Origin of the sequence: Dawidia soli (genome assembly GCF_018598185.1) — a bacterium.
Classification (GTDB): domain Bacteria; phylum Bacteroidota; class Bacteroidia; order Cytophagales; family Cyclobacteriaceae; genus Ohtaekwangia; species Ohtaekwangia soli.
In genome coordinates, this window is the sequence record NZ_JAHESC010000014.1 from 52,966 (window position 1) to 79,921 (window position 26,956).

22 protein-coding genes are annotated in these 26,956 nt (G+C 53.6%); 12 read left to right on the forward strand and 10 right to left on the reverse strand.

Annotation, left to right across the window (positions count from 1 at the left end; genetic code table 11):
* Window positions 1-477 precede the first annotated feature (477 nt).
* Window positions 478-2,883 (reverse strand): TonB-dependent receptor domain-containing protein, encoded by a 2,406-nt coding sequence (locus tag KK078_RS11375; RefSeq protein ID WP_254090398.1) that lies wholly within the window; start codon window positions 2,881-2,883, stop codon window positions 478-480.
* Window positions 2,884-3,082: 199 nt separating this feature from the next.
* Here KK078_RS11375 and KK078_RS11380 point away from each other — a divergent pair, with 199 nt between their 5' ends.
* The 5 genes from KK078_RS11380 to KK078_RS11400 all read left to right on the forward strand — a co-directional run bounded on the left by KK078_RS11380 (window position 3,083) and on the right by KK078_RS11400 (window position 7,465).
* Window positions 3,083-4,084 carry a helix-turn-helix domain-containing protein gene (locus KK078_RS11380; RefSeq protein ID WP_254090399.1) on the forward strand — a complete coding sequence of 334 codons (1,002 nt, stop codon included), beginning with the start codon at window positions 3,083-3,085 and terminating at the stop codon, window positions 4,082-4,084.
* 441 nt (window positions 4,085-4,525) lie between these two features.
* A complete protein-coding gene (locus tag KK078_RS11385; RefSeq protein ID WP_254090400.1) occupies window positions 4,526-5,443 on the forward strand; it encodes a helix-turn-helix domain-containing protein in 918 nt (305 codons plus the stop codon).
* Between the two features lie 110 nt (window positions 5,444-5,553).
* The gene (locus tag KK078_RS11390) at window positions 5,554-6,318 is read left to right on the forward strand and encodes an SDR family NAD(P)-dependent oxidoreductase (protein WP_254090401.1); all 765 of its coding nucleotides are present in this window, start codon (window positions 5,554-5,556) and stop codon (window positions 6,316-6,318) included.
* 118 nt (window positions 6,319-6,436) lie between these two features.
* Window positions 6,437-6,709 carry a hypothetical protein gene (locus KK078_RS11395; protein ID WP_254090402.1) on the forward strand — a complete coding sequence of 91 codons (273 nt, stop codon included), beginning with the start codon at window positions 6,437-6,439 and terminating at the stop codon, window positions 6,707-6,709.
* Between the two features lie 114 nt (window positions 6,710-6,823).
* Entirely contained in the window at window positions 6,824-7,465 is a 642-nt protein-coding gene (locus tag KK078_RS11400) for an ankyrin repeat domain-containing protein (RefSeq protein ID WP_254090403.1), read from the forward strand.
* 8 nt (window positions 7,466-7,473) lie between these two features.
* Here KK078_RS11400 and KK078_RS11405 read toward each other — a convergent pair whose 3' ends face one another.
* Window positions 7,474-8,667, reverse strand: a complete 1,194-nt coding sequence (locus KK078_RS11405) for a winged helix-turn-helix domain-containing protein (protein ID WP_254090404.1) — start codon at window positions 8,665-8,667, stop codon at window positions 7,474-7,476.
* Between the two features lie 111 nt (window positions 8,668-8,778).
* Between KK078_RS11405 and bla the strand changes: the two genes are divergently transcribed.
* The gene (gene bla, locus KK078_RS11410; RefSeq protein ID WP_254090405.1) at window positions 8,779-9,654 is read left to right on the forward strand and encodes a subclass B3 metallo-beta-lactamase; all 876 of its coding nucleotides are present in this window, start codon (window positions 8,779-8,781) and stop codon (window positions 9,652-9,654) included.
* A gap of 53 nt (window positions 9,655-9,707) precedes the next feature.
* Here bla and KK078_RS30800 read toward each other — a convergent pair whose 3' ends face one another.
* Window positions 9,708-9,926 (reverse strand): isochorismatase family protein, encoded by a 219-nt coding sequence (locus KK078_RS30800; protein WP_394370561.1) that lies wholly within the window; start codon window positions 9,924-9,926, stop codon window positions 9,708-9,710.
* Between the two features lie 289 nt (window positions 9,927-10,215).
* On the opposite strand from KK078_RS30800, the gene KK078_RS11415 reads away from it, so the two are divergent.
* The 3 genes from KK078_RS11415 (at window position 10,216) to KK078_RS11425 (ending at window position 15,927) form a co-directional block, all read left to right on the forward strand.
* Window positions 10,216-13,413: a SusC/RagA family TonB-linked outer membrane protein gene (locus KK078_RS11415; RefSeq protein WP_254090406.1), complete on the forward strand. Its 3,198-nt coding sequence runs from the start codon at window positions 10,216-10,218 to the stop codon at window positions 13,411-13,413.
* A gap of 23 nt (window positions 13,414-13,436) precedes the next feature.
* Window positions 13,437-14,927 carry a SusD/RagB family nutrient-binding outer membrane lipoprotein gene (locus tag KK078_RS11420; protein WP_254090407.1) on the forward strand — a complete coding sequence of 497 codons (1,491 nt, stop codon included), beginning with the start codon at window positions 13,437-13,439 and terminating at the stop codon, window positions 14,925-14,927.
* A 166-nt stretch (window positions 14,928-15,093) separates the two neighbouring features.
* Window positions 15,094-15,927: a helix-turn-helix domain-containing protein gene (locus KK078_RS11425; RefSeq protein WP_254090408.1), complete on the forward strand. Its 834-nt coding sequence runs from the start codon at window positions 15,094-15,096 to the stop codon at window positions 15,925-15,927.
* Window positions 15,928-15,941: 14 nt separating this feature from the next.
* Here KK078_RS11425 and KK078_RS11430 read toward each other — a convergent pair whose 3' ends face one another.
* Entirely contained in the window at window positions 15,942-17,294 is a 1,353-nt protein-coding gene (locus KK078_RS11430) for a hypothetical protein (protein WP_254090409.1), read from the reverse strand.
* 41 nt (window positions 17,295-17,335) lie between these two features.
* Between KK078_RS11430 and KK078_RS11435 the strand changes: the two genes are divergently transcribed.
* Window positions 17,336-17,989, forward strand: coding sequence for a hypothetical protein (locus KK078_RS11435; protein ID WP_254090410.1), 654 nt, complete (start codon window positions 17,336-17,338; stop codon window positions 17,987-17,989).
* A gap of 79 nt (window positions 17,990-18,068) precedes the next feature.
* Here the strand turns inward: KK078_RS11435 and KK078_RS11440 are convergent, their stop codons facing one another.
* The 3 genes from KK078_RS11440 to KK078_RS11450 all read right to left on the reverse strand — a co-directional run bounded on the left by KK078_RS11440 (window position 18,069) and on the right by KK078_RS11450 (window position 21,573).
* The gene (locus KK078_RS11440; protein WP_254090411.1) at window positions 18,069-18,446 is read right to left on the reverse strand and encodes a cupin domain-containing protein; all 378 of its coding nucleotides are present in this window, start codon (window positions 18,444-18,446) and stop codon (window positions 18,069-18,071) included.
* A gap of 66 nt (window positions 18,447-18,512) precedes the next feature.
* Complete coding sequence (locus KK078_RS11445) at window positions 18,513-18,899, reverse strand: DoxX family protein (protein ID WP_254090412.1); 387 nt, start codon at window positions 18,897-18,899, stop codon at window positions 18,513-18,515.
* A 148-nt stretch (window positions 18,900-19,047) separates the two neighbouring features.
* A complete protein-coding gene (locus KK078_RS11450; RefSeq protein ID WP_254090413.1) occupies window positions 19,048-21,573 on the reverse strand; it encodes an ABC transporter permease in 2,526 nt (841 codons plus the stop codon).
* Window positions 21,574-21,633: 60 nt separating this feature from the next.
* Between KK078_RS11450 and KK078_RS11455 the strand changes: the two genes are divergently transcribed.
* Window positions 21,634-22,557 carry a WD40/YVTN/BNR-like repeat-containing protein gene (locus tag KK078_RS11455; protein WP_254090414.1) on the forward strand — a complete coding sequence of 308 codons (924 nt, stop codon included), beginning with the start codon at window positions 21,634-21,636 and terminating at the stop codon, window positions 22,555-22,557.
* Between the two features lie 93 nt (window positions 22,558-22,650).
* The gene (locus tag KK078_RS11460) at window positions 22,651-23,523 is read left to right on the forward strand and encodes a DUF808 domain-containing protein (protein ID WP_254090415.1); all 873 of its coding nucleotides are present in this window, start codon (window positions 22,651-22,653) and stop codon (window positions 23,521-23,523) included.
* Here the strand turns inward: KK078_RS11460 and KK078_RS11465 are convergent, their stop codons facing one another.
* From KK078_RS11465 to KK078_RS11475, 3 genes are all read right to left on the reverse strand, one after another.
* Entirely contained in the window at window positions 23,524-25,956 is a 2,433-nt protein-coding gene (locus KK078_RS11465; RefSeq protein ID WP_254090416.1) for an ABC transporter permease, read from the reverse strand. It lies immediately after the preceding gene.
* 115 nt (window positions 25,957-26,071) lie between these two features.
* A complete protein-coding gene (locus tag KK078_RS11470; protein ID WP_254090417.1) occupies window positions 26,072-26,293 on the reverse strand; it encodes a hypothetical protein in 222 nt (73 codons plus the stop codon).
* Window positions 26,290-26,907, reverse strand: coding sequence for a short chain dehydrogenase (locus KK078_RS11475; protein ID WP_254090418.1), 618 nt, complete (start codon window positions 26,905-26,907; stop codon window positions 26,290-26,292). The genes KK078_RS11470 and KK078_RS11475 overlap by 4 nt, the downstream gene beginning before the upstream one ends.
* Between the last annotated feature and the right edge of the window lie 49 nt (window positions 26,908-26,956).

The window sequence follows — 26,956 nt, forward strand, 5'->3', positions numbered from 1 at the left end:
TCTGGGTAGTCGTGAGCCGCCAGGTGTTTTCTGCTACGGTTTCTGGGTTGAAATCTCGTTTAAATCCTGTGGTGGCTGGCGACGCTTTGTGGGTTTTTAATCTTCTCAGCAGGGCTGGCAGAATCTACTTAGTACGGTTGGCCTGGACGCAATGCGAATATTCAGTTGTTGATCAATGCATTGGGGGTAACTGTAACTTAATCTTATTTGCGATGGGTGTATAGTTATATACGTGTGTATATGGTTGAGCAGGTTACGACGGTACCGTGGGGCAGTCGGGAGACTGCCCGCATGCTAGGTCCGACCCGATAGCTATCGGGTCGCCCTCCATGTTGTTTTTTTTCGCGCTGCGCGCGCTGGTTGCTTTAGTCTGTGCCTGTAGTCAGGGCGACTGAATATTATCCATCTAACACTTGATTTTTATGACGGTACCTCGAACCAGAATGCATCGCTCTCACGCTACACACTCGCGCGGGTTCATCGTACGCGGCTGTTTTCGGTGGTGCCGGTGGATTGACTTTGGTAGGTGCTCTTTTTTAGTTGGCCGAAGGTGTAGGTGATGATGAACCGGTAGTAGTCGGTGTTGAAGGTGCGTTGGTAGATGATGTGTGTTTGATTGACATTGTAGTGGCCGGCGGGGTAGCTGGTGTGGTATATGTCGTTGGCCGTGAAGCTGACTTTGAGGGCTTTGTTCAGGAATTCTTTTTCGGCGCCGAGGGTGACCAGCCAGCGGTCGTAGTCGAAATACAGGCCTCGGGAACGTTGACCCAGGTACCAGCCCAGCAGTTGTAAGGAAAAGAGTTTGCCTACGTTTATTTTGTTGTTCGTATATAAATATACCTGGGGGCGGATGGCGAGCGTCGTGAACCCGTTGTCGCTGTCGACACTTTTGGTATAGCTGGCGCTCGCGCTGTTGGTGGATGTGAGCCACGGCCGGCTGAAGGTGGCCGAGACGGTGGCGAAGTAGCTGTAGCCGTGGCCGAGGTTGATGGCTTTCAGTACGTAGCTTTTGTCGTCGGCGCCGCGTATGGCCCCACCGCTGAGAGGGGTGATGCTATAGCTGTAACCGGCTTTGAGGTCGAGCATGCGCCAGGCTACTCCCACTTCCAATGCATGCACTTTTTCGGGTTTCAGATCGGGGTTTCCGGCAGACGAGGTGAAGGCGTCTTGGTAAATAAGCGCTGGGCTGAGTGATTGGTACGACGGACGTATGATACGGGAAGTATACGCGGCGCGCAGCTTCAGGTCGGGTGATGCCGTGACGGCGATCTGTGCCTGCGGGAAGAGATTTACATATGTGTCGCGGAGGGTGCCTTGCTCGCGGATCGAGGTATACAAGGCATAGCGCGTCCATTCGGCGCGCAGGCCAACGCCGAATGTCGTGGACTTGTTGATGACGCCGTCGTATTGCGTGTAGGCCGCGGAGATCGTTTCGTCGTAGGAGAAGTCGTTGGTGCGCTGGGCATCGGGGATGTGCTCTCCCCCCTCGGCCACTTCGTAGAACGACAGGTCGGCGGCCACACGCGCGTGGCTGAGCTTGGCGCCGGCGGCCAGTCTGCCCCCGCGGGGGTATACATGCACAAAGTCGGCCTGGGGACTGAGTATTTTAATGGGGTTGTTCTGGGAGCTTCCCAGCACGCGGGTGAACTCTTCGTTGTTGATGCGATTGTTTTCGTGGATGTCGTCGTCCCGGTACCAGCTATAGGCCGAGAACTGGCCGCCGAGGAAGAGGTAGGACCCCAGGGTGTCGAGCATCGTTTTGCTATTGATGGTGACCGCGTTGTTACGGGTGAGGTTCATGCGCGCGGTGCGGGAGCTATAGCGGCTGTCTTCGGTATGCGTGGTGATGAAGTTGCGGCTCTGCAGGTCATCGTCGATGCGTTCATAGAAGCCGTTGTATTCCACCGATGCATACCCGCCGCCGCGCAGGGCGTATGACATGCCCAGGCTGTAGTTCGACACATTCGCATAGTCACGCTGGCTATCCCACCGTAGTTGTGAATTAAGATAGTCGGTGTCGGCCGGGCGGGTGCGCGTGGTGTTGAGTACCTGGCGGTCGTTGCCGCGGCGCAGGTCGAAGTTACCGGCCAGGTCGATGCGGCCTTTCTTGGCGTTGGCGTTGAGCTGGGTAGTAGTGGCACCGCCGGCATACTCCGACCATGTTACCTGCTGGTTGACAGTGGCCCGGTAGCCGTCGGGCAGATCGGCTTTGGTGATGATGTTGATCACGGCCTGGCCTTCGGCATCGTATGACGCGGGGGGATTGGTGATGATCTCGATGCTTTTTACCTGCGCGGCCGATACCGACGCCAGGCGCTCCGGCGTAATGCGTTTGCCGTTGAGGTATAAAATTGCCTGGCCCCTGCCAAAGACCGAAAGGCCGCCGTTTTCGTCTGAGATGACGTTGGGCGAACGCGTCAGGATCTCCTGCACGGAGTTGCTGGTAGCCAGTACGGTATTGGTCACGTTGATCTGCAGCACGCCGTCGGGGCGGGTGGTGAACAACGGCGCATCGCCTGTGATCTCGACCTCGCCGAGGAGCTCCGGGTTGTCGTGTACGACGACGGTGCCCAGGTCCACGCGGGGCCGGCCCGCCAGAGACACATAGAGGATCGTGTCGCCGAACTGGATGGACGTGAGCTTGAGCAACACCTCGTGCTGGGGCAGGTCGGCGATCGTGAAGTCGCCTTCCAGGAAACTGACGCCCCGCAGCAGGCTGGAGTCGCGTACGGACAGGGCCAGGGCATTGCCCATTTGCGGCTCTCCGGCCGGGCTTGTGATACGGCCGGTCAGCGTGTGGCGGTCCTGGGCGTAAGCCTGTGTGGAAAACAGCGTCAGTAGTAAAAAGACCAGCGTATAGTGTGTCGGTATCGGGCGTTCCATCGCTTCTTGTTTTTCCTGCAAGGATGCGCTGTTGGATCGTGGAAGGCTTTAAAAAACATGTTTTTTAATATGAAAAAGGCATTTTCCGAAAAAGTCGGCGGCGTGACGCCTGGAAAAATTTTGTCGGTCGGGTAAGGATAAAGTACCGGCTTATGGGTTAATTGGGCGCGAAAGAAAAATCGGTTGGACGGCGAAGATCATGGTGGCAAAAGGTGTCATATTAGTATTGAGTTGCCTGGGGGTGATCCAGGCGTTGTTCCTGTGTGTGTACCTGTTCAGCCTGCGGGACCGGCGCTCCAACCTGCTGCTGGCGTTCCTGCTGTTGAGCCTGACGGTGCGCATCGGCAAGTCTGTGGTGTACGTCTACCTGGATCTCGATCCGCGCATTCGCAACCTGGCCATTGCCACCGTCCTGGCCACCGGCCCTCTGTTGTGGCTCTACGGCAAGGCGCTCCTGGAACGGCAGGCTTTCTCTCCCCGCCGCTATCTGCACCTGGGTCCTTTTGCGCTCTATGCGTTGTTAAGTCCCATCATTCCCAACGACGGCAGCCTGCTGTCGCGGATCCTCTACCCATGCGTGCTTCTGCACCAGACGGCGTACCTCATCCTGTCATGGTACTACCTTTTTAACGTGCCGGCGGGCACACGGCTGAAGTCGTGGTATCGCAATATTGTGACCGGCGTGAGCATCGTGCTGCTGGTGTATGGGGGCGTCTACCTGGGATGGATCCCGTTCTATATTTTAGGCGCCGTGTTCTTTTCGTTGCTGGTTTATATATTCTCGTACATGCTGCTGAAGCGGCATGTGTTTGCGTTGGAGAAATATACCAGCTCTGCGATCGACAGTGCCTCGGCAAGGCGATTGGTCGGGCAGGTTAAGGATCTGTTTGAGCAACAGGCTGCATACCTGGATCGTGAGCTTACGCTGAAACGCGCGGCGGCGCAATTATCGGTCAATGCCCGTGATCTGTCGCAGGCGATCAATGAGCAGGAGGGGAAGAACTTTGCAGAGTTTGTGAACCACTATCGCATTGCAAAAGCGAAGACGATGCTGGCGGATTCTGCTTACGCGCACGAGAAGGTGGCCAGCATTGCATATGACTGTGGGTTTGGAACGGTGACGTCGTTCAATGTGGCGTTTAAGGCGGCTACACAGATGACGCCGACGCAGTATCGGGAGCAGTTTGCTTTGATTAAATAGTTAGACTAAACAGATATTTTTTCATCAAGCAGACCACTGAAGGCAAGGAATATGCAATTACCGGAAAGTCGTTTTGAAAAGAAAAGAGTTGGCTACCTCTCGAAAAGATTAATACGATCTCGGTCCCGCATCAGGCTGGGTCAACATGCCGGTCTGGAGACCGGCACAATGCGTGGCACAAGTCGCCCTCCCGCTGGTCGGAAGACTCGCGCCAGATATTAATGTATATAGGGGCTTCGCCCCTATGACCCAAAGCTTTGCTGTGCCGATTATCACTAACACGAAATTATTAATCCACTGCTTGGATCTTATGACAGTACCCCACGCCAGAGCTTGCCTTTTGCTCGCTCCGCGCGGTTGTTTCGCTTTAGCGAGATCTCTAACACATTAAAATAATATACTCGGATTTTCGTAAGTTTGGTAACTCAAAAAGAATACGTCGTGAAGATCGTCTCGGTCGAGGAGTTTTATAAGCAGCTGCGGGATGCGGGGAAGGGAGATGCGGGGATGCCGGTGCCGGAAGGAAACCAGCATCACGGGCATTTTAATGTGTTTGACCTGGCGTCGGTGTCGGGAAAGCCCATGGCGATGCCGTATGACCGGCGGGCGTATTATAAGATCAGTTTTATACAGGGTGCCAATCGCGCGGAGTATGCCGACAAGGTGATCCGGATCGAGAAGCAGGCGTTGCTGTTTGCCACGCCGAAGGTGCCGTATCACTGGCTGCCGCAGGAAGATAGGCAGCAGGGGTCTTTCTGCATTTTTACGGGGGAGTTTATTAACAAGACGCAGCACGGTGTCATGCTGGATAATTTGCCGTTGTTCCAACCGGGGGGCTGTCCGGTGTTTGAGATCTCGGATGATGAGGCGGCGGAGATAGCCGATATCTTTCGGCGTATTCACAAGGAGGTCGTGTCGGATTATGCTTACAAATATGATCTGCTGCGGAACTATGTCATGGAGTTGATCCACTATGGGCAGAAGCTGCGGCCCGGGGCTACGGTGCCGGCCGCGCACGGTGCGTCGGCGCGGGTGTCGTCGTTGTTTACGGAGCTGTTGGAGCGGCAGTTTCCGGTGGTGCCGCAGCAGCAGTCGCTCGGCTTGCGCACGCCAAAGGACTATGCCGACCGGCTCGCGATCCATGTCAACCATTTGAATAAGGTGTTGAAGGAGTCGACGGGCTCTACGACGACGAAGATCATCAACGACCGTATTTTGCAAGAGGCCAAGATCATGTTAAAGAATAGTGACTGGAGTGTGTCGGAGATCTCGTATTCGCTGGGGTTTGAAGAGGTGGCGCATTTCTCGAACTTTTTTAAGAAGCGCACGGCTGTAACGCCCCTTGCCTTTCGCGCCTGACCGGCGGCTTAATTCCCTTATTTGAAATTCGCAAATCTTCGATTGATCCTCGCAAAAGCTGCCGGGGCGGCGCCCGCCATCTTTGTATTATAAAATAATACAACACAACGATGGAATCTAAGAACAAGATTGCCCTGGTCACTGGTGGGAGCCGTGGGCTGGGAAAAGACATGGCGTTGAACCTGGCCAAGAACGGAATTGACGTAATCATCACGTATAATACTGCACAAAAAGAAGCCGATGCGGTCGTCGCGCAACTGCAAGGCTTGCATGTAAAGGCCGCCGCGTTGCAGTTGAGCGCCGGCGACAGCAAAAAAGTTTCGTCTTTCTTCGATCAGCTGCGGGCTACGCTGAAAAATATGTTTCAAACCGAGTCTTTCGACTTCCTGGTGAACAACGCCGGCATGGGTGTATATGCTTCGTTTGCCGACACGACAGAGGCGCAGTTTGACGAGCTCTTCAACGTTCATTTCAAGGCGCCGTTCCTCCTGACGCAGCATGCGCTTCCCATACTGAACAACGGCGGGCGCGTGATCAACATCTCTTCCGGGCTGGCGCGATTTACCGAGCCGGGCTACGCGGCATACGCTTCGATGAAGGGTGGTATCGAAGTGCTGACGCGGTACCAGGCGAAGGAGCTGGGCGCGCGGGGCATTACGGTTAACACGGTGGCGCCGGGCGCGATCGAAACAGACTTTGGCGGCGGCGTGGTACGCGACAACCCCCACTTGAATAAGCACCTGGCGGAGAAGATTGCCCTCGGGCGTGTAGGCCTTCCGGAAGATATCGGCGGCGTGGTTGCGTTCCTGTGTACAGAGCAGGCGCGGTGGATCACGGGGCAACGCCTGGAGGTATCGGGCGGGATGAACCTGTAACACTCCTTTATATATAGGATGGCGAAGAAGCCCCACACGGCACAAACCGGGATGGGGCTTTTCTTTTGGCATGAAAAATGTAATTCGAATTCTTGCTTCACCATACCTGCCAATGACCATGTCTACTGTCGAGAAAGAAACGGGCCTCTTCACCAAAAGAACCTTGCTGGGATTTGTTTGCTTTACCGTATTCATTGTTATTCTGGCTTTGCTGTTCCCGTTTGACCATTACCGAAATGGGATAAACAATTATCAAAAGAAGGACTACCCGGCGGCGTACGCCAGCCTGGCCAAGGTCACGCTGGAGGATCCGAACTATATCCGGGCCGCAGCGATCCTGGTGAAGATCAAGCCGAAGATGGACAGCCTGCGGCGCATGGAAAAGCTTTAAGATGCCCCATTCCGGGACTATCGACGCCCTCTGATAGCCCGTTTTTGGAAACCGCTATACGAAGCCACCCCGGGGGGTGGCTTCTTTATTCTATAAGCAGTATCTTCCGCCTGTATGGTCGCGATCAGGACATTCATGAACTCCCTCGACTATGAGGCACTCCGGCGGGCGCTTTCCGAAGACCCGGCGTTGGCCAACGGGGGCCTTCCCTTTGACGAAAGGAACCAGGCATTGGCCCATCCGCTGCACCGCGTGTGTGACGGCGTTTTTACCGGCACGTATACGGACGACGATGCGGTGAAACTGGCCTCGATCTTCCTGGACCATGGCGCCAACGTGGATGGGTTTGGGTTAACCCCGGGGGAGGATACCCCGTTGATTGCCGCCGCCAGTTTGCTGGCCGAACAGACGGGCATATTGTATACCAACCGGGGCGCCAGCATCCATCACGCCGGCGGTGGCGGCGCCACGGCACTGCACTGGGCCGCGTGGACCGGCCTGGAGAAACTTGTCAACCGGTTGATCAGCGCGGGCGCCGATATACACCTTCGCTGCATCGATCACGAAAGCACACCTTTGCTGTGGGCGGTGCATGGCTATACCTTTCGCGGTGGGCAGAACCGACGGAAGCAAGTCGACTGTATCCGCTTGTTGCTGGCGGCGGGGGCCGAAAGAGATACTTATAATAAAGACGGCAAACACATCTCCCATTTTCTGGACGACGGCGATGCCGAATTGAAGGCGTTATTTCACTAGCATTGTAATTACTCCGAAAGCTGCTGCCGGAGCGTTTTGAGTACAGCCTTATCGTTGCATTTCTGCAACACGATGGCATCGCATTGATTGAATCTGGCAAACTCCCGGATGGCGCCGCCGATGTCGGCGATCATGGCTTTGGTGAGCCTGACGGATTCGAAGTGCAGGTTGTGGATGAGCAGCGTACGGGTTTTGCGGTCGGCTTTGGAATCCATGCGGGCTACGAACCTGTCGCCGATGAGGACCGGCAGGGAGAAGTAGCCGTACTTGCGTTTTGCCTCGGGCACAAAACATTCTACCTGGTAATCAAATTCAAAGAAGTCGCGCAGGCGGTGGCGCAGCACGTTGAGGATATCGAACGGCGAGAGTATAAACACATCGCCGGACAGGGTGATGGATCGTTTGCGGTACTCGGGCAGCATGTAGTACGGTCCGCCTTTCAGGCCGGTGATCTCTACGGCGCATACCTCGCCCGTATCGACCAGTTGCTGCACGGCGGTCTTCCACGGCATCTTCACGAACCGGCACGTATAGGCGATGTCTTTTACCGATGCAACGCCGAGGGCTTTGAGCGCGCGGCGGATGGCGTGGCGCGTGAACGCTTCGTCGGTGGGCGGCGTGAGATCCAGGTCGGCGGGCAATACGTTTTCGGGCAGGTCGTATACTTTTTGAAAATCCTTTTTGCGGAGTGTGATGAGCTGGCCGCTGAGGTGCAGGTGCTCGAGGGCGCGCTTGGAGGGGCGCCAATCCCACCAGCCGGTGCTTTTGGTGGTGCGGTCGTTTTCAAAGTCCCGGGCCATGAGCGGCCCTTCGCGGCCGATGCGGTCGAGGATCTTGCGCTGGAGTGTGGCTTCCGCGGGCGCCACGTCGTATCTGTCGGCGAATGCCGCGTGTACCGGCAGCGAGAAGCGGTACGCATGCATGGGCATGTAGCCGGTAGCGAAGGTCCAGAATTCGTATACTTTCCCGTCGGCTTGCAGGGTGTCTATCCATTCGGGCTGGTAGCCCGGCACGCGGGTGGCGATGACGTGGTGATGAGCGCGTTCGACGACGTAGTTGGTGTCGATCTGCAAAAAGCCCAGGTGGTCGATGAACTTGTACACGGCGTCTTTGCCTTTGCCAAAGGGCGCGCGCTTCCACAGTCCCGCGGCATGCAGGATGATCTTGCGGGCTTGTGCGGGCGTGAGGGTAATGCTATCCATCGGGTAAAGAATAAAAGTATAAAGATTTTCTACAATCCCCTATTTTTATCCTTGGGCGACGATCGTGATTCGTGATAATAGCTGTAGCTTTCCGGTGAAACCCTATATATCATGTTCACATCCCTTCGTCTCCGGCTGACGGTATGCCTGATGGCCGTCGTTCTTTCCTCTTTCGCTCAAACGCTTGCACCCCTGCCGTGGAATGACTCCGCCTGGTCAAAACCGTACGAGCCGTTCCGCGTGGCGGGTAACGTATATTATGTGGGTACGTATGACCTGGCTTCTTACCTGATCACGACGCCGAAGGGACACTTCCTGATCAACACAGGCCTGGCGGAGTCGGTGCCGTTGATCCGCAAGAACGTCGAGGCGCTGGGCTTCCAATTTACCGACATTAAGATCCTGCTGACCAACCAGGCGCACTACGACCACGTGGCCGGCATGGCGGAGATCAAAAAGATGACCGGCGCACGGATGATGGTGCAGGAAGCCGACGCGCCGGTGCTGGCAGACGGTGGCGCCTCCGACTTTATCATGGGCGGCAATGGGCCGACGTTTGCCGGCGTAAAGGCCGACCGGCTGTTGCACGATGGCGACACGATCCGGCTGGGTACAACAACGCTGCGGGTATTGCACCACCCCGGCCATACCAAAGGGTCGACCAGCTTTCTGCTCGACACCCGCGACGACCAGCGCACCTGGCAAGTGCTGATCGTAAATATACCGAGTATTTTACCACAGACGCGCCTGAAGGGTATGCCGGCGTATCCGCAGGTGGGTCAGGATTACCGGCGTACGCTGGAGGTTTTGAAAAAACAGCCGTTCGACGTTTGGGTGGCCGCGCATGCCAGCCAGTTCGACCTGCATGAAAAACGCAAGCCGGGGGATGCTTATAAGCCGGAGATGTTTGCGGATCGTCCGTTGTTTGAGGCTTCTATCAATCAGGTCCGGCATGAGTATGAGCGGCGGTTGAAGGAGGAGAAGTAGTCTTCGGCCGCGGGTGGGGATCAGTAGTTCCCAGATCCCGTTGTAATGATCGATCAATGCTTTGGCGGAAAGGTTGGGGCGCCGCTCATGGTGGTATGGCCGTCTTTGACCACTGTTACCTGGTAATCTTTTGATCGTGCCGACTGCACGGTTGACTCCACGCAGAAGTCGGTAGCACTGCCTGTGATATTCATTTTCCTGATTCCAAACAGATGTATTTCCCCGATCCGACCGGTTGGCCGAAAAAGGATATGATTATACTTATTGTACACGATGCACGGATCGATCTATATGTTTCCCTGATTTTTAAGGTATTCCTATATAAATAGGGGAAGTATACTATATATCTTAACACAGGTATAAATATTTTTTCAGGCGATTCAAAAAAAATTTAAGGGGGTTTTAGGCCTTTATACCGTTTGAAATGGCTATTAACCCAATATGGGGTATATAGTCCACTATTTCGATACACCATTTTGGGTTAGCGCGTTTTTACGGATGAAAATTTTGGAATAAGTTTGATATACGTAACAAACATTCATTAACCTAAACCCCCTACCTATGAAAAGAATGCTACTCGCATTCATGACGGTATTTTCTATGCTCGTTCATGAAGCATGGGCACAGGACCGGACCATCTCGGGACGAATCACGTCTCCGGAAGATGGCTCAGGCTTGCCCGGGGTAAATGTGTTGGTAAAAGGTACTACCAATGGTACCGTTACCGATACGGATGGTAATTATACATTGTCGGTGCCCGCCGGCAGCAACGTACTGGTCTTTACGTTTATCGGGTTGGCCACGCAAGAAGTAGAGATCGGCGATCGTACGACGGTGGATGTACAAATGGCCAGCGACGTGCGGCAACTTACCGAAGTAGTCGTCACGGCCTTGAACATTCCGCGCGACAAACGTTCCATTGGGTATGCTGTACAGCAGGTCGACGGTTCGGCGGTAGCGGACGTAAAGACCAACAACTTTGTGAACTCCCTCTCGGGTAAGATTGCGGGTGTCGCCGTAAACGGTTCGCCCGGTTCGCTTGGCGGCAGCACGCAGATCATGATCCGCGGTATCAAGTCTATTACGGGCGACAACCGCCCGCTGTACGTCGTGGACGGTACGCCCATCGACAACTCGAACTATAACGGTGTACCTCCCGGTAGCGCCAGCGGTGTACGTTCGGTGGAAGCCGGCTTTGGCGGTACCGACTATGGTGACGCTGTCGCGGACATCAACCCCAACGATATCGCGTCGATCACGGTACTGAAGGGCGCGAATGCGGCGGCCCTCTATGGCTCGCGTGCGGCCAACGGTGTCATTCTGATCACCACCAAAAGCGGGCGCGGTGTCAAAAAAGGTATTGGCATCGACATCAGCTCCAGCCTGGAGTTTGCCAAGGTAGCGGTGCTCCCTGAGTATCAAAACGAATACGGTGGTGGGTATACACAAACCTTCTCCACGTACGAAGGCCAGCCCGTGGTGAACTATGCGGCCGATGAAAGCTGGGGACCGCGCATGGACGGCACGCCGGTGCGCCAGTGGTACTCCTGGTTCCCCGATGATCCGGATTATGGCAAGCTGACGCCGTTCTCACCGCACAAAGACAACGTCAAAGATTTTTATGAGACAGGCGTAACGCGCAACAACAGCCTTGCGCTTGTGGGCGGCAACGATAAGACCAACTTTCGCGTGGGTTATACCAACTACAATGCCACCGGTACTTTTCCGAACAACGAGCTCACGAAGAACAACATTTCGTTAAACGTTGAAAGCAAGCTGACGGAGAAGCTGCAGGTATCGGCGCATGCCAACTACGCGCACTTCCTGCACGAAGGGATCCCCACGTCGGGTTACTCGGACGACCTGGGCAATACCAATAACTCGACCGGCTTTAATCAGTGGTTCCAGCGCCAACTGGACATGGAAAAGCTGCGCCACTACAAAACAGCGTTGGGTGAACAACGCAGCTGGAATATTTCAAGCCCTACCAACCTGCATCCGTTGTACTGGAACAACCCGTTTTGGGAAGTATACGAAAGCCCGACGAACCAGGTGCGTGAGCGTGTATTCGGTGACGTCTCGTTGAAGTACCAGCTTCTGAAAGATCTTGCCATTCAGGGTTGGGCGCGTACGGACTTTTATACCGACCGTCGTGAACGTCGTCAGGCCACCGGCTCGCTGCAGCAGTCGTACTACGATGAGGATGTCCGCGAAGTGCGCGACAATAACTTCGAGCTGCATCTGACGTACAACAAAGAGTTATCCCCGGACTTTACGCTGCACTTGCTGGCGGGGACAAACGTACGCAAGCGCAAATTCTACCAGAACTACGGTCGCACGTCCGGTGGTCTGAATTCACCCAATTTCTTTAACCTGAGCGCGTCGATCGACCGGCCGCTGCTCGCCGACATTTACCAACAAAAGGAAGTGCAGTCGATCTTTGGTAGTGCCAGCATTGGCTACAAAAGCCTCGCTTACCTGGACATCACCGGACGAAATGACTGGTCATCGGTATTGCCGCCGAAGAACCGGTCGTATTTTTATCCCTCGGCCACGGGTACATTTGTATTCTCGGAGCTGATGTCCGACAATGCTACCGTATCGCTGGGCAAAGTTCGCGCGAGCTGGGCACGTGTGGGTAACGACACGGATCCGTACCGGGTGAACACGACGTACCAGATCCAAACGGCGTTTGGTTCGAACCCTGCTTACGGCGTCGCAAACAATCTCAATAACAAAGACCTGGATGCCGAGGAGACAACGACGATCGAGTTCGGTCTCGAGATGTCGTTTCTGAACGGCCGCGCCGGTTTCGATCTCACGTATTACGACACCAAGACCGAGAAGCAGATCATTGGACTGGATGTGTCTGCCGCCAGCAAATACAACAAGTACTATGTGAATGCCGGTGAAATGAGCAACAAGGGTTTTGAGGTAATGCTGTTTGGCACGCCGATCAAAACGGCATCGGGTTTTAACTGGGATATTTCCGTTAACTGGGCGCGGAACGTAAACGAGGTTGTGGAGCTATACCAGGGACTGCAGAACCTGATCATCAACGACTATAGCGTTACGACAAATGCGCGCATCGGCGAGCCGTACGGTACGTTTGTGATGATCGCCCAACGACGAGATGCGAACGGCACGCCCATCGTTACCGCTTCGGGCGCGTATGTACAGCAACCCAACACGGTATTGGGAACGTTTATGCCTGATTGGACGGGCGGTGTAGTCAATACGTTTGCCTTTAAGGGTTTTACGTTGGGCGCTACCGTTGACATACGTCACGGTGGCAACATATACTCGACAACGAATCGCTACGGTGTTTATTCCGGCCTGCTGGAACAAACAGCGGGTCTGAATGACAAGGGCAACCCCAAACGTGACCCGGTGGCCGACGGCGGTGGTGTGCACGTCACGGGCGTGCTTGCCAACGGTGAGGCATATGATGGATATGTTGCCGCGCAGTCTTACTTCAAGAACATTGCCGGCATTCGTGAGAACTTCCTGTATGACGCCAGCTTTGTGAAGCTGCGTGAGCTGCGCCTCGCCTATGCATTGCCTTCGGGCATGCTCGCCAAGACGCCGTTCACCGGGATCTCGGTCGGTGTCTATGGCCGCAACCTGGCGATCTTACACAAGAATACGCCGAACATCGATCCGGAGACCGCCCTGGGATCCGGCAACATTCAGGGCCTGGAGAACGGCCAGCACCCCAGCACCCGTGTGATCGGCGTGAATGTAAACCTGAAACTGTAATGGCAATTCAACCCTCAAAAATTATGAAGCATTCATTCAACTACCTATATGCATTCCTCTTTACCAGCGCGGCCGTGGTGGGATGTACCAACGACTTTGAAGAAATGAACACTAACCCGAACGAACCGGAGCGTGTTCCAACGGCCTACCTGCTGACGCAGGCACAGCGCAGCGCCCGTGCCGAGCAGCAGCTGTTCGGTACGAACCTGTATGCACAGCTCTTTGCCGAGACGCAATACACCGGCACTTCGCGGTATGATCTGGAGCAGCTATCGTTTGATACTTACTACAACGGTCCGTTGGCCGACCTGCAGGAGATCATCGATATGAATACCAACGAGGAAACCAAAGACCTGGCCGAAGTAGTGAACTACGGTTCGCATGAGAACCAGCTGGCGGTGGCACGGATCTTAAAAGCTTATCTGTTTCAGATCGTTACCGATCAATGGGGCGATGTGCCGTATACAGAGGCCCTGAAAGGTACGGCCAACTTTGCGCCGGCGTATACACCTCAGGCTGAGATCTACGCCGACCTGGTGAAGGAGCTCAAAGAAGCCACGGCACAAATCGATGTCACGGGGGAAGTGCAGGGCGATGTGATCTATGGCGGTGATATGAACCTTTGGAAAAAGTTCGGCTATTCGTTATTGCTACGGATAGGCATCCGGATGTCGGAAGTGCAGGAAGCAGAGAGCATAGCATTAGACGCGATCAATACGGCATTGGCAGCTCCCGGCAATGTATTTGAGAGCAACGACGAAAGTGCCGTATTTCGCTACCTGGGTGAGGCGATCAACTCCAACCCGATCTATTACCACTTCCATGTCGACAATCGCACGGACTATGCGATCAGCAACACCCTGGTTGATTTTATGCTGGAGCAGGATGATCCTCGCCTGGCGGTATATGCCAATCCGACGGAATCCTCTGTTGCGGCCGGTACGCCCGAATATGTAGGGGAGTTGTATGGTGTTACGGATGATATTGCCGGCGAGACAGAAAATGCCGACATCTCTTTCATCGGCGACTATTGGAAAGAAAATGCCAGCACACCGCTGATCTTTCAAAGCTATAGCGAAGTGCTGTTCATCAAGGCCGAGCTTGCCGCCCGCGGTTGGGCCGGCCTGAGCGAATCACAGGCGGAAGGATTTTATAACGACGCCATTGCGGCCTCCATGAATTATTACGGCATCACCGATACGGATGTTATCGACGACTTTATCAGTCAGCCGGGCGTTGCATACGACCAAGCCAGCTGGCGTCAGCTGATCGGCGAACAGAAGTGGCTGTCGTTGTACGCGGTGGGTCATGAGCCCTGGTCGGAGTGGCGCCGCCTGGGTTATCCGCTGTTGGAGCGGGCGCCCAACGCTACCGAAGATCGTGAAATTCCCTTGCGACGGACCTACGACACACGCGAGTTTACGCTGAATCGCGATAACGTCGACGACGCCGTGGCACGGCAAACCAACGGTGGCACGCTTGCCATGAGCACGCCTGTGTGGTGGGATCGTTAGGTGTGGTTAAATATGCACGGAAAGAGGGGCTGCTTCGGCAGCCTCTTTTTTTTCCGTTTTTTACAATCGCCGGTGCTGGCCAGGTTGTTTCTTTGTGCCTGTAACCGGGCTGAAAAACCGGATTTGTCAGAATTCCGTATCTTTAGAAACGATCTTTTACGCGACCATGGTATTTCAGGAGATTAAGCCGAGCCCCACGCTGAAGCCCTTCGTGAAGTGTTTTTACTTCTACGAGTCGGGGCCGATCGATGCTTTCAGCGACACCGTGTACCCCAGCGGAAACACGGAGGTGATCTTCAACCTGGGTAACGGCCACTGGCAATATCAAAAGAGCAACGATTTCTATACTACGGCCCCTGTCGAGCTTTGGGGACAGATCACGAAGCCCCTGGTTATTCGATCGAGTGGCGCCAACACGATGTTGGGCATCCGGTTCTATCCACACTCGATGGCCTATTTCTTTGAAGAGAAAATGTCGGCACTCAACAACGAGGTCATCGACGCGACCGATCTGTTCGGCCCCACGCTTCGTACACTACACATCAAACTGCAAGACTCGCCTGACCTGGAGACACGCATTGCGTTGCTGGAGCAATACCTGGTGGGCCGTTTACATGTATCGGCTAAACGGCAGGCCAAGCTGAAGTTTGTGGGCGAGATCGTCAACAGCTTGAAGTATAATTTCAGCACGGAACGCATCGCGGCAGTATCGTCGCGTAACAATATCTCTCCGCGGTACCTCGCCATGCTGTTCTCTGAATACACCGGCTTGCCGCCGAAGCTGTTGTGTAAAATCAATCGTTTCAACTATAGCCTGAACCTGATTCATTCGAATGAGCACGATCTTACCAGTATTGCGTACGATTCAGGGTATTTCGATCAATCACATTTCATCAAGGATTTCAAGCTTTTTACCGGCCTGACACCGCACGCCTTTACAACAAATGCGTCGGCGCTCAACCTGGCCCTTGCAGAGCAGGGGAAGTGGTCAACCTCTTAACCACAAGTGCGTGGTCAGAACGCCGTCTCGTATACAACATTTCCTTCACCGTTCCGTAAGCTCACATCGTCGATCGCACCCGGGTTGCTGAAGTTGAAGACTATACCTACAATTCTGCCAAAGTCTTTTTTATAAGACAAGGTGTAGACGGGGTGATGATTTAACAGGATCGCAACGTGCTTGCCCTGGTTCTTTATTTGAAAGGTCTGCCAGTCGTACAGGTTGCAGCCCAGCGCGGAGAGGTCGTGTTCCTGGCCGCGCAGCCGGGTCTCCCCCATGCCGAGGTATAGATCGCCTACACAGCCGGGTGTGGTGAGCTGTAAATAAAAAATATCTTCTTCCGTCACGATTGTAACGTGTGCCTTGGGACACGGTATATGCTGTATGCTGTCAAGCTTTACGCGTGCTTGCAACGTAAAGCTGTCGCTGCGGATGTGATCGAAGTCGCGGATGTTGTAGTAGCGAAGCTGGTAGCGTTTGGATAGGTCGACGCCCGCGGCGGCCAGCTGTGCTTCGGTGATGTGCAGGTCGCCGGTGCTTGCGGGGATCAGCTTGTCGAGGTAAAAGGGCTCGTGACTGTTGTCGGTATACTCGGCTAACGGCAGCCAGCCGTCGGTTTTGATATGAATGCGGACTTTGCGTACGATCGAGTCGTTTACGATCAGCTTGGCGCGGTGAAAGCCGGGCAAGTAATATACGGAAGAGCGATAGTGGCCGGCGGGGTCGATCGCTTCTTTATCGCGTGGGTCCCACGATTGCTGAATGAAGAAGCTGTCGGCGTCGATGCCGCTGACGTCGTATCGGAACTGCACGGTGTTGGGTACGCCGAGGGTGACGGTCTTGTCAGCCTGAAAGGGAATGTCGGCCGGCAGCGTCAGGGGGTAGTCGGTAGTGCGGTTTGTGGCTTGCAGTAACACCAGCAGTGTGACGAGGGCAGCGGAAGCAGCGGCGGTCCACCACCACGCCGTGGCCCGCCGGCGAGTGGGTTGCAGGGTGGCGGGTGTTGACTCCCGGGGTGGTGTTCGCACCGTGGCTTGTTTAAAGTCTGCCCACGTGGCATGGTCCAACACTGACACCAGGGCGTTGAGGGTAGAAGGGTGCGGCAACTGGGTGACGTCGTCGCGCCACAGGCGCTTGAGGGTAGAGAGGCTGAGGCGTACGCCCGAGCGCTGTTCGATCTGGTCGGCCAGCTGTTCGAGCTCGCGTTGGCGCGGCCGGGTGTACGGATCGCCCCACACGCGGGTCTGTACCTGGATGCGATACTGCTCTATATAGTCTTTGTCGGCCGCCATGGGGTAAAGATCAACATAAATGTAAAATGACCGGTAAATGGACGCTTTGTGATCGGCATAACAGGGGGCACGCACGCCATTTTTGCGTTGTATTACAAATCTTATCCATTGTCCTTATGAACACAAACGTAAAATCCCCGCTCCTGTTGGTAACATTGCTGGCCCTGACATTGCCGGTTGTTGCGCAACAAATCAAGTCGTATGATCTGCAGCAGCTGACCAAAGAACGGAAGTTTGACGTGTATTTCCCAAACCCCTTCTCGATAACGGACACTCAAAACAAGAAGCAGTTTATCCTGCTGAACGGTCTTGCCTGGATCACGGGCGAAGAATTTTCGACCGGCACCATCGAGGTGGACCTAAAGGGTTATGACGTCTTTCAGATGAGTTTTCTCGGGGTCGCGTTTCACGGCGTCGACAGCGCGACATATGACCTGGTGTATTTCCGGCCGTTCAACTTCCGGGCGGAAGATCCGGTGCGCAAGATCCATGCGGTACAATATGTCAGCCAACCCGACTATCCCTGGAACCGGCTGCGCGACGAGCAGAACGGCATCTATGAAAAAGCGGTGACGCCGGCGCCAGCCGCCGAGGACTGGTTCCACGCCCGGATCGAAGTAGGCGCTACAGACATAAAAGTATATGTGGACCATGCCACCACGCCCTCGCTGGTGGTCAAAAAACTCAATAACCGCAAGACCGGCCGCATCGGCTTGTGGAATAACGGTATTTCGGGGGCGTTTGCCAACCTGAAGATCACACGCCAGTAGAGCTGACGTCGTTGTGCAAAAGTAAAGAAGGGGTTGTGTGCCGCAACCCCTTTCTTGCATGTATCGTTTTAGGATGCCGCTAGATCCAGTCCAACTGTTTCACGGTTTTTTCGCTTTCGACATGGCCGGTGTGCAGGGTTTCTTTTGGTTCGAAGAGCAGGTTAAATACAAGCTCGCCGTTGGTATGGGGCCGGTGCTCTACTCCTTTGGGTACGATCAGGATCTCGCCTTCTTTTACTTCTACGGTTCGACCGTCGCGGAAGTCCATAAGCAGTGTGCCTTTAAATACCATAAAAAGCTCGTCCTCATTTTCATGGCTATGCCAGACAAAGTCGTCTTTCAGCTTACAGAGCTTAACGTACTGGCCGTTTAGCTCGCCGATGATGTGCGGTGTCCATTGTTTTTCAAACAAGGAGAACTTCTGCATGATGTTTATAGACTCTATTTTCTTTTCCATTTTCGTACGGGGTTATGGTGTTATGCAGGTGCTATGTTAGCGTACGAACGTCAGAAATGCTATCGTTTATGCGCCTATCTTTATGACGGGGTGGAGACGACGGAACATGACATACGTTACGAGTACCATCAGGAATGCTACCACAGGGGCTACGCATCCGGCCAGCCCGATAACGCTGTAACCAGACGTAAAGGCAAAGATGATGTCGAAGAAGAGCCCTGCGAATACCCAATCCTTCAGCCAGAACAGGCGGTTGGGGATGAGTAATACTATCACGCCCAGTAGTTTGGCCACCCCCAGTACGGTAATGAAGTGCGGCGGATAGCCCAGGGCGATGGTGTCGTCCCATACGATGGGATTTTTTGTGATCTCGAAAAATCCGCTCGCGGTGAACCACAGTGCCGTCAGGGCCAGGCCGATGGTATACACTGTCTTTTCTGTTCGTTGTGTCATAGTGTCGCTGTTTTGTTGGCGCGAAGGTGAAAGATCGACCAACAAAAACCTCGGTGAATCCCGGGGGAATGGACAAAATGAAAGGCCGCGCAGACAAACCGGTATGCGAAATGCCGGAGGCAACGGTCCTGACGACGACCCGGTGCTTTTATTCTTGCTTTAGCGATTCCGTGGGATTGGCCATGGCGGACTTGATCGTCTGGACGCTCACCGTAATCAATGCTAAGAGGATTACGCTGGCGATCGCGAATATGAAGATCCCCGCATGCAGGGTGATCCGTACGGCGTAGGCTGATAGCCAGGCCTGCATCAGAAAATAAGCAACCGGCACGGCCATGAGCGCGGATACGGTCACGGTTTTCATAAAGTCGCGCGAGAGCAGGCTTACCACGGTACCGACAGAGGCCCCAAGCACCTTGCGAATGCCGATCTCTTTTCTGCGTTGTAAAATGGTGTACGATGAAAGTCCGAACAGGCCGAGGCAGGCAATGAAGATGATCAACGCCGAGAATGCAACCATGATCTGAAAGAGATGAGTGTCGGCCCGGTACTGATTGTCGTAACGCTCGTTCAGGAAGAAGTAGTCGAATACCATGTTGGGATATACTCTATGCCAGGTATCTTCGACGAATGCCAGCGTCTTTTTTATGTCGCCGGTGGTGAGCTGCAGGGCGAAATAGTCAGCGTTTTCGCCATAGGCGAATAACATCGGCAGGTGTTGCTCTTTGGGCGAGCGGAAATAGAAATTCCTGAGCACGCCGATGACAGTAGAGCCCTCGGCGCCAGAACGCGTGCGGAAGGTGACTTTTGTACCCACGGCTTGTTCCGGGCTTGCGAACCCGAGCGCCCGGGCGGCTTCTTCGTTGATGATCACCTGGTCGTGGTTGGGAACTCCGTTTTCAAAGTTACGTCCTGCCAGCAGGGTTATGTTGAGGGACGGTATAAAATCGGCGTCGATAGGTATATAAGAGTATAAATACCCGCCGCCGTTCGCGGACGATTGGCCCAGCCGGAGCACATGTGTCGTGCTAAGTTCCTGGATGTTCACCCCCGGGAGCGATCCTGCCCGGGTGACCGACCGGACGGCGGGGTTCTTCATAAGCTCGGTTTTCAGCGCCTGGCTGGCGCGGCGGGCGACCGAGTCGGGTAGCGATACCTGTCTCCCGGTGAGTACAAGGGTTTGGTCGATGTTCATACCCAGATCATAGCGCTGTAAAAAGCGCACCTGCAGGTAGACGGTACACATGCTGATGATCAATATCACGGTTGCGCTAAACTGAAAGATCACAAGGCCTTTGCGCAGGAGTTGGCCGTGCGTGGACGACTGGAATTTTCCTTTCAGTACGGCTACGGGTTTAAACGACGCCAGTACAAAGGCAGGGTAGATGCCCGACAAGAATGAGCCGGCTGCCAGCAAGCTTGTGAATAATGACCAGAAGAAACGGTCGTGCAGGATGTTGAGTGGCACGGGTTGTCCGGAAAGATCCTGAAGCAACGGGAAGGCAAGTTGCAGCATGGTCAGGGCGAGCACGCCAGCCAGTACATTTACCAGGATGGACTCGCACAGGAATTGAAACACAAGCTGCATCTTGAGGGAGCCCATCACTTTGCGCACGCCTACTTCGCGTGCGCGCTCCATGGCGCGGGCCGTTGACAGGTTCAGGTAATTCACCCAGGCAATGACGATCAGGAATATGGCGATGAAGCTGAGATAATATACGGCTTTGATGTCGCCCGGAGGTTCGGGCTCGTATGCTTTGTTGGAATGGAGGTGTATATCTTTTATCCGTTCGGCCACGAAGTACTCCTGTTCTAAGATGCCTTTGAGCTCGGTTGCTGTCAGTGCATGGAGTTTCTTATTGAGCTGCTCCAGGTCTGTGCCGGGCGTAGTGAGTATATAGGTATACTCATTATTATTGTTCCACTTATCGTCGGGGTACCAGGGCTTTAACGTCTTGAACGAAAGTCTGGAGAGCAGGAACGTGAATTTTATGTGTGTATTGGGTGGTGGGTCGGCAATGACAGCTTTAACCCGGTATGGATTGTTGTCGACGTCGATCAGCTCGTCGATGACATTGGTGCGGCCGAAGTATTTCTTCGCCATGGACTCCGTCACGATCACCTCAAAGGGTGCCGTGAGTGCGGTGGCGGCATCACCGTGCAGCACCTGGTAGGTGAAGACCGTCAGTACGGAGGGATCAGCCCAGTATATCTTTGTTTCCAGGAAGTTCCGGGTACCTGCGCGTACGTTCACTAAACCGTCCATGCCGTACATCCGGACAAAGTCCGTTACCTCGGGCATTTTATCTTTTAACAGCGGGCCCAGGGGAGCATACGACTCACAGTCGGTCATGTCGTATTGATCGCCGTTGTAAAAATCTACGGTAACCCGCAAAATATTGTCGCCGTTCTTATGAAAGTCTTCATAGCTCCGCTCGAAGCGAATATACTGCACGATAAACAGGAACGCCGCCATGCCCAAGGCCAGCCCGGTGATGTTGATGATCGTGAAGATCCGGTTCTTGAGAAGATTCCGGTATGCGATGCGGAGGTAATTCAGTAACATGGCCGTCGGCGGTTGGGTTTCGGAGTTTGTTTTGCTAAAATAATGCCATGCCTGAAATACGGTGGTTTTTGTATAAAAAGGACGTACTACCTGGTCGATGATGGGCATTTTTGTTCGCGGGCGGACATCACAACAGAATGATGTATCTTGGTACTTACCCCTAAAAATATGACGATGCTGTTATCTTTTATCTTGTTTGTCATGAGCTTCTCCCAGGAAACACAGACCGCGCCTGCACGGGGAATTGTCTATTTCTCCGAGGATAATGGGCGAACCTGGGAGAATAAAAGCAGGGGTCTTCCGGATGGTATTTTTTTATCGGATATAGCGGCAGCCCCGGGATTGCTGGGATTGTCTACAAAACATCATGGGATCTTTCTCTTTAATTTTGCCAGCCAGGCGTGGACACCACTGGCAACGGTGCCAACGGTGGATGAGATCGACGCTCTTTATTTCTACAGCAATAAGATCTTTGCAGGGACTAAAAACAACGGCGTCTTCGTCACAACGGATCTGGGTCATACCTGGTCGCAGCTCAATCAAGGTCTAAAAAATCAGACTATCCGAAAATTTATCTGCCTCGGCCAAAAGCTCTACGCAGGTACCAACGGTGGTCTATACGTTCTGCATGAACCGACTCGTCGATGGCTTCTGGAATTCGGGGAAAGCGGTTTGCAGGTAAACGGTATCCGGGAACTTAACGGCGATCTCTATGCCGGCTGCAATCGGGGAATCTTAAAAAAAGGTAAAGGCGATCAGGATTGGAAACAAATCATGCCGGGTCGCTCGTTGCATAATCTCGGTGTCGATCACAACCGTATCTATGCGCTTACCTACAGTGAGCTTTTAGTTTCTGCCGACCAAGGAGTCTCCTGGAAAAGTGACCAAAAAGGCATGCCACCCAAGTATACGTTTCAGGTGATCGAAACAAATAACACGGTACTGGCCGGCCAGTGGGATGGTGTCTATGTCAAACAAGGCGAACGAGGCTGGGTGTTATCCAATCAAGGGCTTCCGAAAGATCTGCCGGTGCCGGAACTGATCGTCAGCGGCAACACGGTTGTCGCGGGAAGCTCTCAATGGTCTCAGTAAGCCGTTCATCCTTGTGCGAAGACTGTAGAAGCAGCACTTAATCTCGGAATTGGATTTAAATTTTATCTTTGCTGCCGTTTAGCACGAGCACTTATGGCATCAGGGTTTTTCGCGATTTTAGACGACGTAGCAGCATTGATGGACGACGTGGCGTCTACCGCCAAGGTGGCAACACGCAAGACGGCCGGCATATTGGGCGATGACCTGGCGGTGAACGCTGAAAAAGCAACGGGGTTCCTGTCGTCACGCGAGCTGCCGGTGTTATGGGCCATTGCCAAAGGCTCTTTCATCAACAAGCTTATTATCGTTCCCCTGGCGCTGTTGTTGAACACCTTTTTTCCTATCGCCATCAAAGCGGCCTTGATCATCGGTGCGCTCTTCCTGGCGTATGAAGGTGTTGAGAAAATTGTCGAGTTCCTTTTTCATCGCCCGAAGACCGGTCACGAAGTGATCGAAAAAAGTGACGACGAAGATAGCAGCGAGTCCGAAAAGAAAAAGATCAAATCGGCGGTTACGACCGATTTCATCCTGTCGCTCGAGATCGTCATTATTGCGTTGGGGAGTGTCCTGGATCAAAACCTGACGATGCAGATCATCACCGTGTCGATTGTTTCTATCCTGGCCACGGTGGGTGTTTACGGTCTCGTGGCGCTGATCGTGCGCATGGATGACGCCGGCTATCACCTCATCAAACGTTCCGGCAATAAGGGCGTGGTGTCGATGCTGGGCACACTGTTGGTCAAGTCACTCCCCCTGGTGATCAAAACGCTGGGGGTTGTCGGCACGATCGCCCTGATCCTGGTCTCCGGTGGCATCTTTGTTCACAACATCGCGTATCTACATCATGTCCTCCCGCAATTGCCTGAGACCATCCGCGAATTTTTAGCCGGCGTTGTTGCCGGTCTGATCGCTGTGGCAATCGCAACAGTTGGCAAGAAGGTTTTCTCGCTGATGAAACGGAACTAGTCAAACCTTGTTGATCACCTTCACGGGATTAACCATGCCGGCGCGCAGGGCTGCGTAGCCCGCCGATACGAGAACCAACACACCCGTAATGGCGATGACGACGGCCGCGCTCGCGATGGTCTGCTGTATTCTGTAGGCAAATGCTCCGAGCCATTCGTCCATTAGAAAATATACCACAGGCAGGCCGATACCTACGGCGGCCAACGCGACGCGTAAGATGTGGAATACATGGAGGCCCGCAATGTTTCCGACGCTTGCACCCATTACCTTACGGATTCCAAATTCTTTCATCTTCCTGACCGATAAATACGCGGACAGGGAGAATATACCGAGCGCCGATATGAGCAGGATAACAGATGTGCCGACCTGTAGTGACGCATAGGCCCGATTTTCCGCTTTGTACTCCTGATTATAGAAATCGTCGACCGAGACAACTTCCAGTGGGTAACCGGGTTGCAGTTCCTGGTATTTTTTCCGGATCGCCGGCACAATGGTTCCGGCATCGCCTTCGATCCTGACATACACAAAATATTCAGGGTATTGATTCTGCCAGGGCAGGCGCATGACCAGTGGCTGTACTTTGTGATGCAGCGTGCTAATGTTGATGTCGTTGACCACTCCGACGATGGTTCCTTCCCATTTGCCGGGTTCTTCCGGATGGGTCAATATGCGCGTACCGACAGGATTAGTAAGTCCGAGCGCACGCGCGGCCGTTTCATTGATGACAAATGCTGCACCGCTATCGGCTTTATGCCGATCGTCAAACACGCGGCCTTGCAGCACCTTCATGCCCAGTGTTTCAAAAAGCTCATCGTCTGAAAAGACTTCGTATAGTTCTACCGCCCGCAACTCCTCTCCCACCTGTACCGAATACCAATCTTTCCAATAGCCACCGCCTATGCGAAAGGAGCTATTCGATACATGTGTCACGCCGGCGACAGACTTCAAAGCACTTTTCAGGGCGATCATTTTCTGCGTGGTAAAGTCTTCGGTCATGGTCAGTACGAGCAGGTCTTTTCGGTTTATCCCCAGGTCGTTGCTGTGGATAAAATCAATCTGCCGTGAGACGGTCAGGGTGGCACCAATACAGATAATCGATATCACGAACTGCGCCAACAACAGAGAGTCGTTGAACTTCATCTTTCCTGCACGCGCATAGATGCCTTTCAGATCATTGACGACAGTATTGGCGGCAAACCAACCTGCGGGTATGACGGTGGCGATAACCGTGATGGCCAACAGCAGCCCGCCGGTTGTCATCATAAATGCACGTGAGGTGAGCAGTGCTACCGGCAAGTCGGGATCGATGTATTGCTGAATCTTCGGAAACAACAAGTACAGCATGGCTACACTTATTGCAAACGACCCGAGGACGTAGACCCCTGTATCCAGGGCCACCTGTACGACAATTTGCGATCTCCTTCCGCCCATTACCTTTCGCACGCCCATTTCGCGTGAACGATTTACAAATCCCGCCAACGACAGGTTCACATAATTGATGCAGGATATCGCAAACAGGAATAAGCCCAGGATCAAAAAGACATACAGGTATACCATGCTGCCTTTTCTTGCAAATTCATATTTCAATGGCGCGGCGAGGTAAATGTCTTCCAATGGTTGCAACGAAACGTTGAAGCCGGCCGCTAACCGCTGTTTCTTACCGATGTGCTGATCGACAACGGCTTCCAGCTGCGATGCCACCCGGGCGGGATCTGAATGCTCGTGCAGCTTGACAAATAGTACTGTCGAGTTCTCTACAAAGTCAACCGGTGAGATTATCTGCTGCGCGGTGAAGTCATCGGCGCGATGGATCGGTACAAAGGCATCTACCCGGATATGGGAGTTTGTAGGGATGTCTTTGATAACGGCAGCAACCTCATACAAGGTCTTTTCATTATTGACGGTCAGCAGCTTTTGCATGGGGTCGTCTTCGCCGAAAAGCTTCTTCGACAAGGTTTCGGTCAGTACGATGGTACCGGGTCGCGTGAGTGCCTTCGGAGAACCTTTTATGAATGTGTACCGAAAGATATCAAACCATGTGCTGTCTACCGAAAAGACGCCTCCGTACACAATACGGTCGTTTACGCGCAGGTGGCTGCCATTGAAGATGCCTAAGCGGGCACTGGTTTCCAGGTCCGGGAACCCAGTCTTGAGCATGCTGCCAAACGCAAACGGTGCGATACCATATTGCTCGGCATGGCCATTTTCCAACCGTTGGGTGTTGACGCGATATATACGTTCGTAACCAGGATGATATCGGTCGAAGGACAGCTGGTGGGCGAGGTAAAGCGTCACCACCATCAGGCTGAATATGGCCAGTGTAAGTCCTGCGATCTTAAATGTAGAGTTGACCTTATCCCGCAGTACATGGCGGTAGCTGGACAGGAAATAGTTCGCGATGATCGCTCCGTTAAAGAATGGTTTACGGTTCATATTCTATACACGCTTCTATTGTTTTATGAAGATGCGGCAATTTTATGAAAATGCCAACGAGGCGACTGCGAATCGCCTCTTTAAGTGACTGAATGCCCGGGCTATGTTCTCCGTACTATTCCTTTTGTTTTTGGGAGATCCGATGAATAACTGCATCTATAAACGGTAGTCCTATAAACACCGTCCAGGGAACCAGCACGGTGGTCAGTATAAATGTACGCTGGTATAACGGTAACGTCGAAAACGCAGGGCCAAACAGGAACAGGAACAGCGTGATGGAAGGGAAGATGACGACCCAGATCTTCAGGGCCATCATCAGTTTTATCTTTGTTTTCATCGCGATTCCCAGTAGGGCTTGATCACCTGACCAGTGTTTGCCCCAAAGACGCTCTTGCGGAAACCGTACTCCAGTTGCTTCATGGTAACGGGAATGTCCTGGAAGAAAGGAAAGTATTGTGGTGAGTTCTCGATCACCGTCGGGCTTACGGCGTTGATACGAACGTCATTTTCCAGCTCGATGGCCGCGGCACGTACAAATCCTTCTACGGCACCGTTGGCGGCTGAGGCGTTGGCAAAGTTTATGACCGGCTCATATGTCAACGCACCGGTGATGAGCGTGAATGATCCTTTTGGGTTGACATAGTGTTGCCCGATCAGCACCAGGTTGATCTGGCCCATCAATTTGCCTTCCAGACCTTTTCGGAATTCTTTGTCGGTCATGTTTTTCCAGGGGCCTACGTACGTGGGGCCGGCGGTACAGATCAGCGCATCAAACGAACCGGTTTTCTGGAATAAGCGCTCGATGGATCCTGTCGACGTAATGTCTACCTGAAAGTCTCCACCGGTTGTGCCGACCCTGATCACATCGTGCTCCTTTTCAAATGCGGCGGCTAAGTACTTGCCCATGGTTCCGGTAGCGCCTACGATAATGATTTTCTTTTTTGCTTTCATGCTGTTGAATATTGATTCCGTCGGCAAAGCTACCACGCTGTATCCGCAG